The sequence below is a fragment of the Actinoplanes sp. G11-F43 genome (assembly GCF_050589265.1).
GTDB lineage: Bacteria > Actinomycetota > Actinomycetes > Mycobacteriales > Micromonosporaceae > Actinoplanes.
On the sequence record NZ_JBNZCE010000040.1, the window covers coordinates 1 to 17373 of the forward strand.

19 protein-coding genes are annotated in these 17373 nt (G+C 72.1%); 11 read left to right on the forward strand and 8 right to left on the reverse strand.

Translation table 11 applies throughout. The features are described from left to right. Positions 1-200: 200 nt before the first annotated feature. Positions 201-1187: a hypothetical protein gene (locus ACQ0O7_RS36085; protein WP_430789197.1), complete on the forward strand. Its 987-nt coding sequence runs from the start codon at positions 201-203 to the stop codon at positions 1185-1187. An 11-nt stretch (positions 1188-1198) separates the two neighbouring features. Here the strand turns inward: ACQ0O7_RS36085 and purU are convergent, their stop codons facing one another. After that, positions 1199-2101 (reverse strand): formyltetrahydrofolate deformylase, encoded by a 903-nt coding sequence (gene purU / locus ACQ0O7_RS36090; RefSeq protein WP_430789199.1) that lies wholly within the window; start codon positions 2099-2101, stop codon positions 1199-1201. A 134-nt stretch (positions 2102-2235) separates the two neighbouring features. Here purU and ACQ0O7_RS36095 point away from each other — a divergent pair, with 134 nt between their 5' ends. Beyond that, positions 2236-2883: a pentapeptide repeat-containing protein gene (locus tag ACQ0O7_RS36095; RefSeq protein ID WP_430789201.1), complete on the forward strand. Its 648-nt coding sequence runs from the start codon at positions 2236-2238 to the stop codon at positions 2881-2883. Here ACQ0O7_RS36095 and ACQ0O7_RS36100 read toward each other — a convergent pair. Together ACQ0O7_RS36100 and ACQ0O7_RS36105 are read right to left on the reverse strand one after the other, a co-directional pair. Continuing rightward, complete coding sequence (locus ACQ0O7_RS36100; protein ID WP_430789203.1) at positions 2873-3526, reverse strand: response regulator; 654 nt, start codon at positions 3524-3526, stop codon at positions 2873-2875. The genes ACQ0O7_RS36095 and ACQ0O7_RS36100 overlap by 11 nt on opposite strands. Further along, positions 3523-4398 carry a sensor histidine kinase gene (locus tag ACQ0O7_RS36105; RefSeq protein WP_430789205.1) on the reverse strand — a complete coding sequence of 292 codons (876 nt, stop codon included), beginning with the start codon at positions 4396-4398 and terminating at the stop codon, positions 3523-3525. The genes ACQ0O7_RS36100 and ACQ0O7_RS36105 overlap by 4 nt, the downstream gene beginning before the upstream one ends. A 406-nt stretch (positions 4399-4804) precedes the next feature. On the opposite strand from ACQ0O7_RS36105, the gene ACQ0O7_RS36110 reads away from it, so the two are divergent. Both ACQ0O7_RS36110 and ACQ0O7_RS36115 read left to right on the forward strand, forming a co-directional pair. Further along, a complete protein-coding gene (locus ACQ0O7_RS36110; protein WP_430789207.1) occupies positions 4805-5263 on the forward strand; it encodes a hypothetical protein in 459 nt (152 codons plus the stop codon). Next, positions 5260-5718 (forward strand): hypothetical protein, encoded by a 459-nt coding sequence (locus ACQ0O7_RS36115; protein WP_430789209.1) that lies wholly within the window; start codon positions 5260-5262, stop codon positions 5716-5718. Before ACQ0O7_RS36110 ends, ACQ0O7_RS36115 begins: the two co-directional genes overlap by 4 nt. Here the strand turns inward: ACQ0O7_RS36115 and ACQ0O7_RS36120 are convergent. After that, positions 5671-6327 (reverse strand): response regulator, encoded by a 657-nt coding sequence (locus ACQ0O7_RS36120; RefSeq protein ID WP_430789211.1) that lies wholly within the window; start codon positions 6325-6327, stop codon positions 5671-5673. The two genes, ACQ0O7_RS36115 and ACQ0O7_RS36120, sit on opposite strands and share 48 nt — an antisense overlap. Next, on the reverse strand, positions 6324-7505 hold the full coding sequence (locus ACQ0O7_RS36125) for a sensor histidine kinase (RefSeq protein ID WP_430789213.1): 1182 nt from the start codon (positions 7503-7505) through the stop codon (positions 6324-6326). Before ACQ0O7_RS36125 ends, ACQ0O7_RS36120 begins: the two co-directional genes overlap by 4 nt. 116 nt (positions 7506-7621) lie before the next feature. Here ACQ0O7_RS36125 and ACQ0O7_RS36130 point away from each other — a divergent pair, with 116 nt between their 5' ends. The 3 genes from ACQ0O7_RS36130 (at position 7622) to ACQ0O7_RS36140 (ending at position 10077) form a co-directional block, all read left to right on the forward strand. Beyond that, positions 7622-8317 (forward strand): GAP family protein, encoded by a 696-nt coding sequence (locus tag ACQ0O7_RS36130; RefSeq protein WP_430789215.1) that lies wholly within the window; start codon positions 7622-7624, stop codon positions 8315-8317. Between the two features lie 225 nt (positions 8318-8542). Continuing rightward, the gene (locus tag ACQ0O7_RS36135; protein ID WP_430789217.1) at positions 8543-9331 is read left to right on the forward strand and encodes a helix-hairpin-helix domain-containing protein; all 789 of its coding nucleotides are present in this window, start codon (positions 8543-8545) and stop codon (positions 9329-9331) included. Further along, a complete protein-coding gene (locus ACQ0O7_RS36140; RefSeq protein ID WP_430789219.1) occupies positions 9328-10077 on the forward strand; it encodes an OmpA family protein in 750 nt (249 codons plus the stop codon). Before ACQ0O7_RS36135 ends, ACQ0O7_RS36140 begins: the two co-directional genes overlap by 4 nt. Here the strand turns inward: ACQ0O7_RS36140 and ACQ0O7_RS36145 are convergent. Beyond that, entirely contained in the window at positions 10058-12001 is a 1944-nt protein-coding gene (locus ACQ0O7_RS36145) for a GMC family oxidoreductase N-terminal domain-containing protein (RefSeq protein WP_430789221.1), read from the reverse strand. The two genes, ACQ0O7_RS36140 and ACQ0O7_RS36145, sit on opposite strands and share 20 nt — an antisense overlap. Positions 12002-12181: 180 nt before the next feature. Here ACQ0O7_RS36145 and ACQ0O7_RS36150 point away from each other — a divergent pair, with 180 nt between their 5' ends. Continuing rightward, positions 12182-12367, forward strand: a complete 186-nt coding sequence (locus ACQ0O7_RS36150; RefSeq protein WP_430789223.1) for a hypothetical protein — start codon at positions 12182-12184, stop codon at positions 12365-12367. Between the two features lie 27 nt (positions 12368-12394). Continuing rightward, on the forward strand, positions 12395-13165 hold the full coding sequence (locus tag ACQ0O7_RS36155; protein ID WP_430789226.1) for an enoyl-CoA hydratase/isomerase family protein: 771 nt from the start codon (positions 12395-12397) through the stop codon (positions 13163-13165). 5 nt (positions 13166-13170) lie between these two features. Here the strand turns inward: ACQ0O7_RS36155 and ACQ0O7_RS36160 are convergent, their stop codons facing one another. Next, positions 13171-13725, reverse strand: a complete 555-nt coding sequence (locus ACQ0O7_RS36160; protein ID WP_430789228.1) for a TetR/AcrR family transcriptional regulator — start codon at positions 13723-13725, stop codon at positions 13171-13173. 113 nt (positions 13726-13838) lie between these two features. On the opposite strand from ACQ0O7_RS36160, the gene ACQ0O7_RS36165 reads away from it, so the two are divergent. Beyond that, entirely contained in the window at positions 13839-15557 is a 1719-nt protein-coding gene (locus ACQ0O7_RS36165) for an ABC transporter ATP-binding protein (RefSeq protein WP_430789230.1), read from the forward strand. A 173-nt stretch (positions 15558-15730) separates the two neighbouring features. Beyond that, positions 15731-16312 carry a hypothetical protein gene (locus ACQ0O7_RS36170; protein ID WP_430789232.1) on the forward strand — a complete coding sequence of 194 codons (582 nt, stop codon included), beginning with the start codon at positions 15731-15733 and terminating at the stop codon, positions 16310-16312. Between the two features lie 41 nt (positions 16313-16353). On the opposite strand, the gene ACQ0O7_RS36175 is transcribed toward ACQ0O7_RS36170, so the two are convergent. Then, complete coding sequence (locus tag ACQ0O7_RS36175; protein ID WP_430789234.1) at positions 16354-17361, reverse strand: alpha/beta fold hydrolase; 1008 nt, start codon at positions 17359-17361, stop codon at positions 16354-16356. Positions 17362-17373 lie beyond the last annotated feature (12 nt).

Here is a 17373-nt window from a genome sequence, read left to right on the forward strand (position 1 = left end):
TGGGCCGGAAGGGGCCACGCGGACCGGCTGGGCCGGAAGGGGCCACGCGGACAGGCTGGGCCGGAAGGGGCCACACGGACCGGCTGGGCCGGAAGGGGCCACACGAGTTCTATAGCAGATTGTTGCTGATCTATCACTATGCGTGGAAAATTCCGGACAAGAGGTGCCACTGGATTCGTCCATTTGAGACACTGCCGGGCATGCCAGCGACGGATCTTCATCTGGTCGTCGACATCGCCGCGTGGTGGATCACCGCGGTGTTCGAGTCCGGGACCGTGGTGCAGCCCGTGCTCTTCGACGGACGGGCCCGCCTACCCAGTGGAGTCTTCGACAACTCCGGCACCTGGACCGCCGGGCGTAGCGCCCTGATCGACGGGCTCCGGCGACCCGAGTCGTACCGCCCTGATCCGATGACCCTGTTACGGCACGGCGGCCCGGTCGAAGCGGTGGCCGCCGCCCTGGCCCACGTGGCCGCGGTGCCCGGCGGCCGGATCACCGCGCTGACCGTGATCACCGCGGACGCCTGGGCCCCACCGGCCCGGCACCGGCTGGAACGGGCCGCCGCCCTGGCCCGCCTCCCCCGCCCCCGGGTGGTCAGCACCGCCGCCGCGGCCGCCGGGATGACCGGCGCCGAGCTGGCCGTGGTCTGTGTGACCGGGACCGCCTGGCCGGAACTGACACTCGTCGACACCCGCGACGGCTACCGGCATCTGTCCACCGCCGCGGTCCGGGCGCCGGGGGTGCCGGCCGTCGACGAGGTGCTGCTGCGGGTGGCCGCGAGCCGGGCCGGCACCGACGCGGACCCGGACAACTGGCAGGTCAGCCGGGAGGTCGAGCAGGCCCGCGCGTTCCTGGCGGTGCAGCCCCGGGCGTCGATGCTGCTGCCCGAGCCGCACGGGGCGGTGGAACTGAACCGGGATGATCTGGCCGCGGCCACCGCCGTACATCTTAAATGTCTCCCCGACGCGGCGAAACAGCTGCTGGCCGACGCGGGCGCCGATCCGGGCACGGTCGGCGCGGTGGTGCTGGTCGGTGAGGACGCCGACCAGGTCGGCGCGGCGCTGGCCGAGGCGGCGCTGGCCCCGACCGTCACCGTGCGGGACTCGCACACCCTGCTGCGGAGTGTGGCCGGGATCCGGCCGCCGGGCCGCCCGTCCTGGCGGCCCTGGCCGCGCCGCCGGATCTGACCTGCCGGACCCTACTGGAAGACGATGGTGTGGTTGCCGTGCCGGATCACCCGGTCCTCGGCGTGCCACAGCACCGCCCGGGACAGGACCGCCCGTTCCACGTCGGCCCCCTGACGGCGCAGCTCGGCGACGCTGTGCGCGTGGTTCACCCGGACCACGTCCTGCTCGATGATCGGGCCCTCGTCGAGGTCCTCGGTCACGTAGTGGGCGGTCGCCCCGACGAGCTTCACCCCCCGCTGCGCGGCTTTGGCGTACGGGTCGGCGCCGATGAACGCGGGCAGGAAACTGTGGTGGATGTTGATGATAGGGACCCCGACCCGCTCGATGAAGTCACCGGACAGGATCTGCATGTAGCGGGCCAGCACGATGAAGTCGACGTTGCCGGTCAGCAGCCGCAGGTGCTGCGCCTCGGCGGCCGACTTGTCCGGCCCCTGCGACGGTACGTGGAAGAACGGGATCCCGAACGAGCGCACCTCGTCGGCGGTGTGCGCGTGGTTGGAGATCACCATCGAGATGTTGATCGGCAGTTCGCCGCGCCGGTGCCGCCACAGCAGGTCGAGCAGGCAGTGGTCGGCCTTGGAGGCGAAGATCGCCACCCGTTTCGGCACCGACAGGTCCCGGATCTGGTACTCCAGATCGAACCCGTTGTCCAGCTCGGCCCGCAGGTCGGCCTCGATCGCCGGCAGCGCGGCCTTGAGCCCGGCCCGGCCGAAGACGGTCCGCTGGAAGAAGGCGCCGCCGTGCGGATTATCGGAGTACTGGTCGAGGGAGACGATGTTCGCCCCGTGCCGGCCCAGCACCGCGCTGAGAGCCGCGACGATCCCGGTCCGGTCCCGTCCGTGCACGATGAGGACCGCTTGGTCGGCGGTGGGCTGCACCGTGTGCTGTGCCGGGGCGTTCTGGGTCAGGGTCACGTCGGGGCGTCCTTCCGGGTCGCGTGGTTCTTGAGCCACCGAAGTCTAGGAATCTAGCCGGATCTCGGCGCTCGGTGGCCACCTCGTGAGATAGCCCTCCGCTTTGGCTACCGTGTCTCTCGTAGGGTGTCCGGGTGCGACGTAGAACCAGCCCGGCGGCACCGACCGTGCCGGACCAGCTCGAACCCGCCCTTCCCGGCCTGGAGTCGGAGGACTTCCACGAGAAACGGTTCTTCGACGGCGCCGACCTGATCGGGGTGTTCGCCCAGGACGTCGAGTTCGCCCAGTGCCGGTTCCGGGCCGCCCGGCTGGCCGGGGCGGTGCTGCCCAAGGTCCGGTTCGGCGACTGTCTGGTGGAGCGTTCCGACTGGTCCAACACGCGCGCCGAGAGCGGCACGATGGAGCGCCTGGCGTTCACCGGCTGCCGGATGACCGGGCTGGCGTTCAACGGCGGCCTCCTGCGCGATGTCACGTTCACCGATTGCAAGGTCGACCTGACCAACTGGCGGTTCGCCAAGTTCGACACGGTCGTGCTGTCCGGCTGCAATCTGGCCGGCGCCGACTTCACCAGCACCGACCTGCGCGGCGCGTCGTTCGTCGACTGCGATCTGACCGGCGCCCAGTTCCACAACGCCACCATGCGTGGCGCCCGGTTCCAGCGCTGCGAGCTGGCCGGCATCGGCGGCATCACCAGCTGGGCCGGCGCCGTCGTGCACCCGGACGACCTGCTCGGCCTCTCCTACGCCCTGGCCGGCGCCCTCGGCATCGAGGTCAGGGCGTGAGACCCACCTCGTGGGCCCACACCGCGATCCCCACCCGGTTCCGGGTCCCCAGGCGGGCGTGGATCCCGGTCAGATAGCCCTTCACCGTGCCCACCGACAGGTGCAGCTCGGCGGCGATCTCGGCGTTGGACCGGCCGGTCCCGACCAGGCGCGCCACGTCCCGTTCCCGGCCGGTGAGGATCTCCGCGCCCGGCCGGTCCGGGCCGGGCGACCGCGCGCCCAGCCGTTCCAGCAGCCGGACCGTCACCTGCGGGCTGATCAGGGTGTCGCCGGCCATCGCCGCCCGGATCGCCTCGATCACCAGAGTCGGTCCGGACCGTTTGAGCAGGAACCCGGACGCACCGTGGCGCAGGGCGGCGTGTACGTACTCGTCCAGGTCGAAGGTGGTCACCACGACGACCCGGATCGGATCGTCGACGCCGGGACCGGCCAGCTCCCGGGTCAGGCGGAGACCGTCGATCCCGGGCATCCGCACGTCGGCGAGCACGATGTCCGGCCGCAGGTGGCGGGCCAGTTCCAGAGCGGCGGCCCCGTCGGCCGCCTCGCCCACCACGGTCATGTCCGGCTGGGCGTCGAGGATCAGCCGGAACGCCGCCCGGATACCGTCCTGATCGTCGGCCAGCAGGATCCGGATCGGTGTCATCGCCGGTCACCTCCGGCCCGGCGGCCGGAACCGGCACGCAGTGGCAGGTCGGCGCGGAGGCGCCAGCCGCCGCCGTGCGGGCCCGCGACCAGCACGCCGCCGAGGGCTGCCGCGGCCGCGGCCAGTTCGGGCAGCCCACGTCCACCACGCGCGGTCCGGGAGACGGCCTCCGGCACCGGGCCCACGGGCGTGGCCGGCGGGTGGTCGGTGACCGTCACGGTCAGCATGCCGGCGCGGGTGCGGGTCACCGCCACCGCCACGCCGGCCGCCGCCGCGGCATGCCGGCGCACATTGGTGAGCCCTTCGGTCACGATCCGGTGGGTGAGCGCCGCGACCTCGCTCGTGACGGCGTCCGCTGGAAGCGGTTCCATGTCGAGCTCGGCGCGGACCGGGCCGGCCCCACCGAATCGGGCCACCAGCAGGGACAGCTCCCCCAGCAGGGGCGTCCGGCCGGAGGCGGGTGACTCACCCGGCGCGGGCGGTTGCCCGCCGAGCATGTGAACGGTCCGGTCGAGGGTGGCCAGAGCGTGCTGCCCGGCCTGCTCGATCCGTTCGAACAGCACGGCCGCGGTCGCCGGATCACCGCCGGCCACCCGCCCGGCCTGCGCCGTGGCCAGCATCTCACTGACGTCATGAGCGACGTAGTCATGCAGGTCACGAGCGAGCGAAAGCCGTTGTCCCCGGAGGGCCTCGCCGGCGGCCCGGTCCCGGCGCCGGTCCTGGCCACGCAGGTGCAGCCCGACGGCCGCCGCCCCGGCCGCCGGAAGACTCCACAGAGCGCAGGCCCCGATCGCGGCGAGCAGCGACGGCGGCCCGGTGACCCGCAGCACCAGCAGGGCCGCCGCCGCCCCGGCCGCCCCGGCCCCGAACAACGCCGGCCACGGCCCGGGCCCGATGGGCCATCCGGGCCACGACGAGGATCAGCCCGGCGGACTCGGTCAGCAACGGCACCAGTGCCGGCCCCCACACCGGAGGCGAACCGTCCGGGCTCCGCCCACTCAGCGTGCCGAGAACCGAAACCACGACCGCGACACCCACCTCGGACAGCGCCCCGGGACCCCCGGCCGGGCCTCTGCCCCGGAAGACCATGACGGCCGCCAGGACGGCGAGGACCATCGAAGTCACCGTCATCACGATCCCACCCTAATGAGGACATCCCGCTGGACGGCACCTGCCGATCGGCCGGTCCCCGGACGCCCGAACCGGGTCCTCCGGCCTTTCGGCAGGTGCTGGCGGCGCATGCTCCGCGCCGACGCTGGGTCCATGCGAAGAAGACGAATGAACGCAGCGGCGGTGCGCCGAACCCGGGCGGGACGGACGCTGTCGGCATGGTCGGCCGTGACCGCGGTGATGGGGCTGGTGTGGGCGGCCGGTGGGCCCGGGTTCCCGTTCGCCGGCGGCTTCCGGGCGGCCCGGATGGGCGCGGTCCTGCCCGATCTCGATCCGCTCCCGGCCGGGCTCGCGGTCACCGCGCTCGGCCTGGCCGGTGTGTGGGCGGCGGACAAACGGGCGGTGCGGTACCTCGGCCCACCGGTCGCCGTCCTGCTCCTGCTGATCGTTCCGGACGGCCGCCTGCTCCTGGCCGTCGGTGAACTGCTGGTGGGAGACCCCGGCCGGGTGGAGGCGGCGGCGCCGGCCCAGGCCTGGTTCGCGGCGGGCGGGGTGCTGTGGGCCTGGCCGGCCGGCGTCTCCGCCGCCCCGGTGATGCCGAACCGGTGGTCCGGGCACGGCCGGTGACCCTCCTGGCCGCCGCATTGCCTTTCGGGTACGCGATCCCGAGAGCGCTGTGGGCCGCCGGTCATCCGTTCGGGCTCGACGCGGCGACCACCGCGATGGTGTCCTCCCCGTCCGGGCGGCTGCGTGAGCTGGTCTTCTCGATTGCGGCGGCCACTGGTGGGCTGCTGACGCTGGGGCTCACCCAGCGCTGGGGCACCCGGTTGTTCGGCGTTCCGGTGCCGCGGATGCTCGCTGTCGTACCGGCGACGGTCGTGTCCGTGCTTCTCACCGCGTCGGGCGTGACCATGTGGCGGGCGCTGGCCGGATTCGACCCGGCGAACTGGGCGGCCTGGGCCGGCAACCTGGTGTGGCTGCCGTGGGGTGTGACGCTGGGGCTGGCCACCCGGGCATACCACCGCCGCCGCCGCTCAGGCGAGGCCGGCCTCGCGGGCCAGGATCGCCGCCTGTACGCGTGACGAGCAGCCCAGTTTCGCCAGCACCCGGGACACATGGGTCTTCGCGGTCGCCTCGGTGATCGACAGGTCGGCGGCCAGATCGGCGTTGGACAGGCCCCGGCCCAGGGCGGCCAGCACGTCGCGCTCACGGTCGGTGAGGCCGGGCAGCGCCGGTGGGGCGGGCGGGGCCGCCGGGGTGGCCACGAACGCGGTCAGCAGCCGCCGGGTCACCTCGGGGGCCAGGAACCCGTCGCCGGCGGCGATCCGGCGGACCGCGTCGACCAGGGCGGCCGGCTCCACCGACTTGAGCAGGAATCCGGCCGCGCCCGCCCGCAACGCCCCGAAGAGGTATTCGTCCAGGTCGAAGGTGGTCAGGATGAGCACGTCGGCGAACCCGGCGGTGGTGATCTCCCGGGTGGCGGTGATGCCGTCGGTGCCGGGCATCCGGATGTCCATCAGCACCACGTCGGGGCGCAGCGCCGCGGCCTGCCGGACCGCGACCGCGCCGTCGGCGGCCTCGCCGACCACCACGATGTCGGTGGCCTGCTCCAGCATCAGCCGCATCCCGGCCCGGATCGCGGCGTGGTCGTCGGCGAGCAGCACCCGGATGGGCGCACCGGTCGCGGTCATCGGATCGTCTCCCCCGGCATGGCCGGCCCGGGTGTCAGCGGCAGGCTCGCCGTCACCGTCCAGGCGTCGCCGTCGCGCCCGGCGGTCAGCACGCCGCCGAGCAGGGCGGCCCGCTCCCGGATCGACCACAGGCCGGTGCCGGCACTCAGCGCCTCGTGATCGAGAGCGGTCGTGGTGGTCAGCGTGTTGGTGACCGTGACCAGTGCCCGGTCGCCGCTGGGCCGCACGTCGAGGCGCACCTCGGAGCCGGGCGCGTGTTTGGCGGCGTTGGTCAGCGCCTCCCGGACGATGCCGTAGACGGTGTGCTCGACCACGGCCGGGGCGTCGTGCACCGGCCGGATCCGCACCGTCATCCGCAGCCCACCGGCGGTCGCCGCCTCGATCAGGTCGGGCAGCCGGTCCAGGCCGCCGGGCAGGGACGGCTCGTCGGCCGCCCGCAGCAGCAGGATCATCGAGCGCATCTCCTCCAGGGCGGCCAGGCTGCTGGTCCGCACCGCCTGCAGGGCGGCCCGGTCCCGGCCGGTGTCGGGCGGCGCGGCCAGGGCGGCGCCCGAGTGCATGGCGGTGGTGGCCAGGTGGGCGGCGATCACGTCGTGCAGGTCCCGGGCCATCGCGCCGCGCTCGGCCAGGACCGCCTCGCGGGCCGAGCGCTCGGCGTCGAGCAGTCCGAGTTGCTGCTGCTGGCGCAGGTTGGCGGCCCACCACAGCGGCACGAACAGCAGGGAGGTCAGCTGGAGCCCGATGAAGACGGCGATCCGGATCTCGCCCTCGGCCAGCCCGCCGACCACGCTGGCGGTGCCGATCAGCACGAAGACCACGCTGGTCACCGCGGTCCGGGCGCGCGCCGAGGCGTACAGCCCGACCGCGAAGATCAGGTCGAACAGCACCAGCACCATCGCGACGCTGCCGCCGAACAGCAGGTCGGCGCCGAAGAACAGGGCGCCGGCGGCGAGCGCGAGGATCGGGTGCCGCCGCTTGCCGAGGGTGACCAGGCACGCGGGGATCAGCAGGAGGGTGTGCCAGGCGTCGGGGAGGTGGAAGAACGGCTCGATCCGGGGCAGGGTCCAGACGTCGGTCAGGCCGATCAGGTTGAGCAGGGTTCCGCACCCGAGCAGGCCGGCGGCGTTGGCCGTGTCTCGCAGGCGCGCGCTCGCCCGCCACCGTCCGCGCAGATCCACCCCGTCATTCCAGCACGTCAGGCGGTCCGGCCCGTACTCCGAAAGTTGTATGCCCGGTCCGGTGACACATCCTTCGGCCGACGCGCCGGGCCGCCGGATCGCCGATCGTGAATGACGTGGACATCACTCTCCTGGCCTCGCTGGCCGTGCTCGCGCTGATCGACTCGACCAGCTTCGGCACCCTGTTGATCCCGATCTGGCTGATGATCCATCCCGGCCCGGTGCGTCCCGGGCGGATCATGATCTTCCTGGGTACGGTGGCCGCCTTCTATTTCGCGGTCGGTGTCGCCGTCGCGCTCGGCGCCAACGCTCTGCTCCCGGAGATCACCCGGATCCTGGACACCCGTGCCGCACAGTGGACGCTGCTGGTGATCGGGGTGGCGCTGTTCTTCTGGAGTTTCCGGCTCGGCCGCAAGAACCGGCCCGGCACGGAGGGCCGGCTGGCCCGCTGGCGGGGAAGGGTGATGGCCGAGGAGGGCGGGGCGGCCGCGCTGGCCGGGCTGGCGCTGGTGGCCGCGCTGATCGAGGTGTCCACGATGCTGCCGTACCTGGGCGCGATCGGCCTGATCACCGCCGCCGATCTGCCGGTGCCGATGATCGCCCTGGTGATGGCCGGTTACTGCCTGGTGATGATCCTCCCGGCGCTGGTCCTGATGGGACTGCGGCTGGCCGGCGGCCGTCGCCTGGTGCCGGTCCTGACCCGGATCAGCGACTGGATGACCAACAGCGACACGGTCTCCTGGATCGTCGGCATCGCCGGTTTCCTGCTGGCCCGGGAGGCCGCCGCCAACCTCTACCTGATCGACTTCTGAGGGTACGCCGAACGGTTCGCCCGAAATGGACTGCTCGTTTTGATTTCACCACTTCCCGGAGGCCCGAAAATGGCTCGCCAGCGTCACCGAATAGGCACCTAAAGTCAAGTTGAGAACGTCCGTCCAAGATCTATATTCTGATCTTGAAGGTGCGGGCCCCGGACGCGGGAGAACCGTTGCCGCGCCGTACCCGAGCGCGGCTTCCCAGCGTTTGCGGAGGTCACCGTGTGGTGGTTCATCAGCCAGTCACTCGTCTTCATCATCCTCGCATTCATTCTCGGGGTGATTGCCGGGCGCCTCTGGAAAAAGGCGCCGGAGAAACCGGCCGAACCACCGGTGACCGATGACGAATTGGAACGGATCGAGGGCGTCGGCCCGGCGATGGCCAATGCCTTGCGGTCCGCCGGAATCCGCACCTATGCCCAGCTCGCCGAAACCGACGACGAGACCAAGCGGAACGCGATCAAGACGGCCGGGCTGAACTTCGCCCCGAGCCTGGCCACCTGGAGCCGGCAGGCCCGGCTGCTGGCCGACGGCGACGAGGCGGCGTTCGCGATCCTCACCGCCCGCCTGATCGCCGGCCGGGACACCGACCAGCCGGCCCCGCGACCGGCGCCGAAGCCCACTCCGCGGCCGGCCGCCACCGAGCCGCCGGTGACGAACGCGCCGGTGCGGGCCGTCGACCCCACCTCGTTCAGCGCCATCCCGGTCCCCGGCTCGGCGCCCGAACCCGCCGCCCCGGCGCCCGCACTCGACCCGGCGCCCACAGTCGACCCGGCGCCCACGGTCGACCCGGCTCCCGCGCACAGCCCGGAACCCACACCGAACCCGGAACCCGCGCTCGGCCCGGCGCCCGCGGAATCCGCTCCCGGCGTCGACGCCGAGCCGGCGCCCGCCCCGGCCAAGCAGGACCCGAAGAAGGCCGAGCGGAAGAAGAGCGAGAGCAAGAAGAACGGCTCCAGGAAAGGCGAGCGGAACAAGCCCGGCCGCGAGAACGAGGGCGCCAACCGATGACGCCGACCGTCTCCCGGCGCTGGATCGCGGTGCTGGCCGCGGTACTCGGGCTGGCCGTGATCATCGCCTGTCAGCTGGGCCCGAACCGGTACCGGATGGAGGACCGGCTCGCCCAGCGGGCCACCGACGCCCTGGTCGCGGCGGGCCGGCCGGAGGCACGGGTGTCGTTCGCCGGACGGGACGCGCTGGTCGTGGCCGGATCCGAGGAGCAGGCCGAACAGGCTCGGGCCGTGGTGGCCGGGGTGAGTGGGGTGCGCACCGTCGGCACCCGGGTGGACCGGCCGGCGCCGGTGCCGCCCAGCGCCGGACAACTGGCCGCCGAGCAGCGCGCCCGCGAGGACGAGGAGCGTGCCCGGAAGGAACTGGCCGAACGGCAGCGCGCTTCCGCCGTACACCATCGGCTCAAGGATCTTCCGTCGTTGACCTTCCACACCGGAGGTGCTCAGCTCACCGCGGAATCGCGGGAGACGCTGCGGGAGGTGGCCGATCTGCTGACCGAGAACGAGGGCGTCACGATCCGGGTCGAAGGGCACACCGACTCGCGGGGGCCGGCCGCCACCAACCTGGCGCTGAGCCGGGACCGGGCCGCCGCGGTCAAGGACGCGCTGGCCGGCTACGGGGTGGCGGCGGACCGGCTGACCACCGCGGGGTACGGCGAGGCGCACCCGGCGGTGCCGAACGACACCACCGGACATCGGGCCGAGAACCGTCGTGTCGAACTGAACGTCACCAGCCCGCTCGGATGAACTCGGCGGTCCGCGACGCCAGGGCCATGATGGTGATCATCGGATTGGTGCCGGACGGGGTCGGGAAGGCCGAGGCGTCCCCGATCCACACCCCGGGCGTGTCGTGCAGTTCGCCACGCGGGTCGGCGACGCTGGTGGCCGGGTCGGCGCCCATCCGGCAACTGCCCATCTGATGCGCGGAGAAGAGAGTCGCACCCCCGGCCCCCAACGGCACCCGATGGGCCAGCTCGACGAACGCGTCCAGGTCGTCACCGTGCCGCCAGACCGGTGCGCCCCGGGCCAGCAGGCGGATGGCCCGGGCGCCGGCCGCGTGATGCAACCGGATCTGCGCCTCGACCGCCCGGCGCGAGTTGCGAATGTCGAGGCCGTCGGTGAGTTCGTACCAGTGGACGGTGTCGCCGCGCCCGTCCAGGGTGACCCGGCCGTGCCCACGATCCCGGATCAGACCGATGTACGAGCCGTGGTTGCGGTAGTCGGCCATCACCCGCTTGTGCTCGGCGGCGGTGGTGAACGGCACCGACGACGCGCCCAGCCCGGTGCTGTACTGCACGCCCTCCATCAGGAAGCCGTGCCCGTCCTCCACCGCCGCGAACTCGTCGACCAGCCCCGACTGCGGGGCGCCCCACCAGGCCCGCAGGTCGGTGCCGTAGTCACCCATGGTGACCGTGCACGGGTGCAGCCGCAGGAAGTCACCGGCCGCCGGGCCGCCGATGCCCGACCGGAGCAGCACCCCCGGGGACTCCAGGGCGCCGGCCGCGACCACCACGATCGGGGCGCGGACCGTGACCGCCGCCCGGCGTAGCCCGTCGGCACTGGTCCAGGTGCCGGCGACGCCCGCCGCCCGGCCGTTCTCGATCAGCACCCGGTCGGCCCGGCAGCCGTCCACGATCCGGGCACCGTGCTCGTGCACCGCCGGGGTCAGGTAGACCTTCAGAGTGGACTGTTTGGCACCCGAACGGTCACCGAAACCGAGGTGGCCGGCGACCGCGGGATCATGCCGCTTCTGGTCCCAGTTGCGGAAGACGGTGCGGAACGACCAGTCCAGGGCCTGGGCGCCGCGGTGCATGGCCTCGTGCACGCGGTTGGGCTCGGAACACTGATCGGTGACGGAGAGTTCACGCCACACGGTGTCCAGGTGAGCGTCGAACGAGGCGGTCGCCACGTCGGTGAGGCCGTGCTCGGTGGCCCACTCACGGCGTACCCGATCGCGGGTCCTCAGGCAGTTGGTCCAGTTGATCACGGTGCCGCCGCCGAGACCGGAACCGGCCATCAGGGTGACGTTCCCGTCGGCTGTCGGATTCGGGCCGCCACGCCAGTACGACGCCAGGTAGGCCTCCAGTTCCCGCTGGTGGAAGTCGGTGTCGGCGCGATACCGGCCGGCCTCCAGGACCACCACGCGCGCCCCGGCGGCGGCCAGCCGCCCGGCGATCAGACCGCCCCCGGCGCCGGATCCGATCACCACCACGTCGGCGTCCAGGTCCAGGTCGCCGTCGACATCGACAGTTGCGGCGGTACGGTCGTCGGCGCGCACCTCGGGCGGGCCCGGATAGCCGAGCCGTGTCCAGTTCGGATTGGTCCCGTCCGGTCCGGTCAGCCCATAGGTCATCAGCAGGATGACGCTGGTCAGCGAGCCGATCCCGGCCGCCGCCCCAGGCGAGGCCTCCGATAGGGCGGCGAGGATCCGCTCGCGGGACTCCGGCGGGACGTCGGCGGTGAAACCCCGCGCGGCGAGCACGTCGAGCAGGCCGCCGATCGCCTGCCGCTGCCCGTCGGGCATGCCGGCGATCATCGCGAGCACCCCCTGATCGGCGCCGACATCGGTGGCGGTGCGCCGCCAGAACCCATCGGTGTCGCCGGGGCGGTCGAGGGCGGGGACGACGGTGTCGCAGAGCAGCCGCAGAACCTGGAGCTGGACATCGTTCACGGGGCGGTCCTCCTACATCGGTGGCCGTGCCAGCCCTCAATGTAAATCCAGAATCACCGAACGCGGGGTGTCCGGTTGTGCACCTCTGCCGTTGGGGGGACGTCGCTCTGGCCGTTCGGTTCTGGCGGTCCGGATTCGCCGAGCGTGAGATCAGGGGACACCGAGAGGAACGGGGAACCCGTGGATCCCTTGACATTCGCCGTCGCCGGACACCGGGCGGGGCAGAAGATCGCGGCGATGCAGGCCTGGGTGGACGCCAACCCGAAGAAGGTCAAGAAGGCCAGGAAGATGGCGGCCGAGCTCGGCTGGTCGGCCGTGCGGGCCTGGCTCGGAGCGGACATCGCGGAGTTCATCCGCACCCATTGACCCAGGTCGTCCGGTACGGTGCCAGCTGTGCTCAATGATGATCTGTCGGTGGCCGTCGCGGACGGGGTGGCGCTGCTGGAGATGCGGCGACCGCCGGCCAACCACTTCGACGAGGCACTCATCGGGCGGGTCGTCGACGCCGCCCGTGGACTCGACGACGATCCGGCCTGCCGGGTGATCATCCTGGCTTCCGAGGGCCGGCACTTCTGCGCCGGCGCCGACTTCGGCGGGGGCGATTTCGCCAGCGATCACGTGGCGGCGGCCGAGCGGCTCTACCGGCGGGCGGCCGAGCTGTTCGACGTGCGTACGCCAATCGTCGCCGCCGTCCAGGGGACCGCCGTGGGCGGCGGGCTCGGCCTGGCGTGCGCCGCCGACTTCCGGGTCGCCGAGGAGTCCACCCGGTTCGTGGCGAACTTCGCCCGGCTCGGCTTCCACCAGGGGTTCGGGGTCAGCGTCACGCTGCCGGAGATCGTCGGGCGGCAGGCCGCGGCGGACATGCTGATGACCGGGCGCCGGGTCGGCGGCGAGGAGGCGCTGCGGCTGCGGCTGGCCGACCGGCTCGCCGAGCCGGGACGGCTGCGGGCGGTCGCGCGGGAGCTGGCCGCCGAGATCGCCGCGTCGGCGCCGCTGGCGGTCCGGTCGATCCGGGCCACTCTCCGGCGGGGGCTGGCCGAGCGGGTGCGGGCGGCGCTGGAGCACGAGCTGGCCGAACAGAAGATCCTCTGGGCGACGAAGGACAGCGCCGAAGGCATCGCGGCGAGTCTGGCACGCCGCACCCCCGTCTTCACCGGGGAATAGCTCTTTCACCGGGGAGTTATCGCTCCCTCCATCGAGCGCAGCACCAGGCGCATCGCCTCGTGGCGGGTGACACCGACCTCGGCCACATAGTTCCACCCGGCGTAGAGCTGTGACCACATCAGATTCTGCACCCAGACGGCGGGCAGCTCGGGGTCGATGCTGCCGTCCCGGTGCCCCCGATCGACCACGGCCTCGAAACCGTCGTCCCAGTCCGGCTCGTCGTCGCCCTCCAGGTCGATCTGCTCGCGGAAGATCAGCGACAGCACGTCGCCGAGCTCGAAATACTCCTGGCAGAGGCGGCGGATCTCGCCGGCGCCGGTGCCGTCGTCGGACCGGGCGCGCTCCCGGACCTCCCGGAACCGGCGGCTGACCTCCTCCTTGAGACCCGCGATCAGATCGGAGCGCTCCGGAAAGTAGCGGTGCAGGGTGGTCCGCCCGACATCCGCCGCCGCGGCCACCTCGCCGAGCGGGGCGCCCGGATTGCGGGACAACACCTCGACCGCGGCGTCCAGGATCGCCTGGCGGGTCCGGGCGCGGCTCCCGGAGGGCACAGTCGTCACGATCCGCAGAATATCACTTGCCCATCTTGGAACATCAGTGTTCCATTATGGGTATGCCAGCCACCACAAGACTGGGAACCCTTCTCGCAATCCTCCGCCCACACCGCCGCACGATGGCGCTGGGCCTGCTGCTCGGCCTGATCGGCAACGCCGCCGGGCTGGCCAGCCCGATGGTCACCAAGTGGGTGCTCGACAGCTTCAGCGGCGGCGTCGACCTGACCGGCCCGATCACCGTGCTCGCCGCGCTGGTCGTGGTCGGCGCCGTGATCACCCTCTGGCAGTGGATCCTGATGGGCACACTGGCCGAGCGGATCGTCCTGGACGCCCGCACCTCGATCATCCGGCGCTACTTCCAGGCCCGGGTGCTGCGGTTGCAGGCCCGGCCGACCGGCGAGCTGGTCACCCGGGTCACCTCCGACACCGGCCTGCTGCACGAGGCGTCCAGCAGCATCGTCGGCCTGATCAACGCCGGCATCGGCCTGATCGGCACGCTGGTGCTGATGGCGGTGCTCGACCTGACACTGCTCGCCTGCACGCTCGGCGCCGTCGTCGTGGTCGCGATGCTGATGTCAGTGCTGCTGCCCAAGATCGGGACGGCGCAGACCGCCGCCCAGGAGGCGGTCGGCAAGCTCGGCGCCAACCTCGAGGGCGCCCTCCGCGCGATCCGCACCGTCAAGGCGTCCCGGGCCGAGACCCGGCAGGGCGACCAGATCGTCGGCAACGCGCGCGACGCCGCCCGGCACAGCGTCCACGCCGCCCGGATCGCCGCCGCGGTCTGGACCGTCGCCTCGGCCGGCATCAACATCTCGGTCATCGTGGTCCTGGCGATCGGCGCCTGGCGGGCCGACGCCGGGCTGCTCGAGGTGTCCAGCCTGGTGGCCTTCCTGCTGTATGTGTTCCAGCTGATGGGCCCGATCAGCGAGCTGACCCAGAACCTGACCGCGCTGCAGGCCGGGATCGCCGCGGCCGGGCGGATCAACGAGCTGGAGACCCTCGAACTGGAGCCGGACCTGGCCGACGCTCCCGCATCAGCTTCAGCATCGGCCGGTGACGGCGCGGTGCTGTCGCTGCGGGGTGTCACCGCGCGATACGGTCCGGACGCCCCGCGCGTGCTGCACGGCCTCGACCTGGAGATCCCGCGGCTCGGGCACACCGCTGTCGTCGGCCCGTCCGGCGCCGGCAAGACCACCCTGTTCTCGCTGCTCCTGCGCTTCCTCGAACCGGAGAGCGGCCAGATCATGCTGGACGGCCGGCCCTACACCGAGTGGAGTCACCGGGATGTGCGCGGCCGGCTCGCCTACGTCGAGCAGGAGACCCCGGTGGTCCCCGGCACGGTCGGTGACAACGTGCGGTTCACCCATCCCGACGCGACCGACGACGAGGTTCGCGCCGCGCTCAGCGCCGTCCGCCTCGACGAGCTGGACCAGGCGCTGCCCGCGACCGATGTCTCCGGTGGTCAGCGGCAGCGGATCGCGCTGGCCCGGGCGCTGCTGCGCACCCCGGAGGTGCTGCTGCTGGACGAGGCGACCGCGCAGGTCGACGGGCTGACCGAGGCGGCCGTGCAGGACTGCATCCGGCAGCACGCCCGGCGCGGGGCGGTGGTGACGATCGCCCACCGGCTGTCGACGGTCCTGGACGCCGACCGGATCGTGGTCGTGGAGGACGGGCGGATCCGCGCCCAGGGCACACACACCGAACTGTTCGAGACCGACGAGCTGTACCGGAGCCTGGTCGAGGCACTACGGATCCAGCCGGACTTCACCAAACAGGACCCACGGGCCTCCGACTCGATCAGGTTGCCCGAGATCCAGCCGACCATGCCCGGCGTGTAGACGACATCCAGCCCGAAGAGCAGGCCGAGCTGCCAGTCGGCCCAGAGCGGGATCCGCGTCCGGCCCCGGGTGTTGAAGGACATGATCCAGGCTGCGGCCTGACCGCACTGTTCATGCGATTGCAAGTTCTGCAAGGACTTGCAATCGCATCGACAATCGTTAGGCTTCGTCGCGTGAACTCATCCTCATGGAGAGCCATCTTTCCGCTCGGCAAGTTCTTGCTGGCCGTGCTCGTCGGCGCGGTCGGTGTGCTAGCGCTCGTCATGCCGGCGTCCGCGTCACCGCCGCCGCCCACCTCGCTCGGTGGGCTCGACCTGGGCGCCTACTGCCGGTCCGTCGGCTACACGGACGCCACACTGAGCGGGCCGACCGCCTACGACTGGCATTGTGTGCGCGACGGTGGTGAGCGGGGTGACGTGGCATTCGACGCGGCATGCCGGTGGACGTACGGCAGCGAACACGCCGTCGACCGGATCGCCGACTTCCACGATCCCCGTTCGGTGACTTGCTGGCTGGTTCAGCAGGACGTGGTCACCCCCGACTTCACGAAATACTGCACCGACTCGGGCTACAGCGACGCGGCCCTGCTGGGCGACACGGTCTACGACTGGCATTGCGTGCAGTACAGCCGGGCCGGCCCCACCTACTACGCCATCAACGTGGCCGCGGCCTGCACGGCCCTGACCCACGGCTACGCCAGACTGGACCGTTTCACCGACTTCCACAACGCCACCACCTGGCAGTGCCGCGTCTGACAGCCCTTCCAGCACCGCCCTTCGCACGGCCGGCCCCGCGTTCACGGCCGTGGCCGGGAGACACCCCCGGTCACGGCCGTCAGAACCTCGGACCGGTGCGCGTCGGCTACCGCCAGATGGCCGGCGCCGGGCAGCACGACGATCTCGGCGGCGGCGATACGGTCGGCATACCAGCGCCCATATGTCACCGGGCACACCTCGTCGGCGTCTCCGTACCAGAGCCTGGTCTCAGCCCTGATCCTGTCCAGATCGATGTCCCATCCGGCACCGATCGCGAGAGCGTCGAAGATCGCGCCCTCGGTGCCGTCCAGCACCGCGCGCATCGCATCCGCCATGATCGAACGATAGGTCTCGTCACCGGCCAGCGGATCATCACCGAGCCACGCTCGCAGCCGCGCCTGGCCGTCGAGGGCCCGCAGGTCAGCCTGCCAGACGTTCTCGATCAGGTGGCGCATGCCGTCCCGGGCGCCCGCGAGATCACCGGCGTCCAGCCGGGCCAGGCACGCGCGTTCCTCCGGCTCGAACGAGGCGTCAGCGATCTCCCGCCACGGCCCGGCCCCGGCGACCACCGCGAGGGCACGCACCCGCTCGGGGTCGGCAGCCGCTGCCGCAACCGCGAACGGCCCACCACCCGACGACCCGACCACCCCGTACTCCTCGATCCCGAGCAGATCGGCCAGGTCAGCGATGTCAGCCCCTGCCATCGACAGCATCGGCCGCCCGACGACAGCGGTCGACCCGTCATACCCCGGACGGCTGACAGCGATCAACCGAGCCCCGGCCGCCACCGCCGCCGGATGCCACAGCCGCCCCATGATCCGCGTGTTGGGCGATCCCGGCTGAAAGAAGACCGGCACCCCCGACAGATCACCCACATCGAGAATCTCGACGACACGACCACCGGGCAACCCCAGACTCGCCTCACCGCCGAACCCGAACCCCACTCCCCCGGCCCGCCCAGAGGTGAACCCCGCTCCATAGGATCGCCCGGGGCCGGGGCCTGTTCCCCCCGCCACGCTCACCGATGCTCGCTCTTTCGGCACTTTCACCCTCGGCCACCG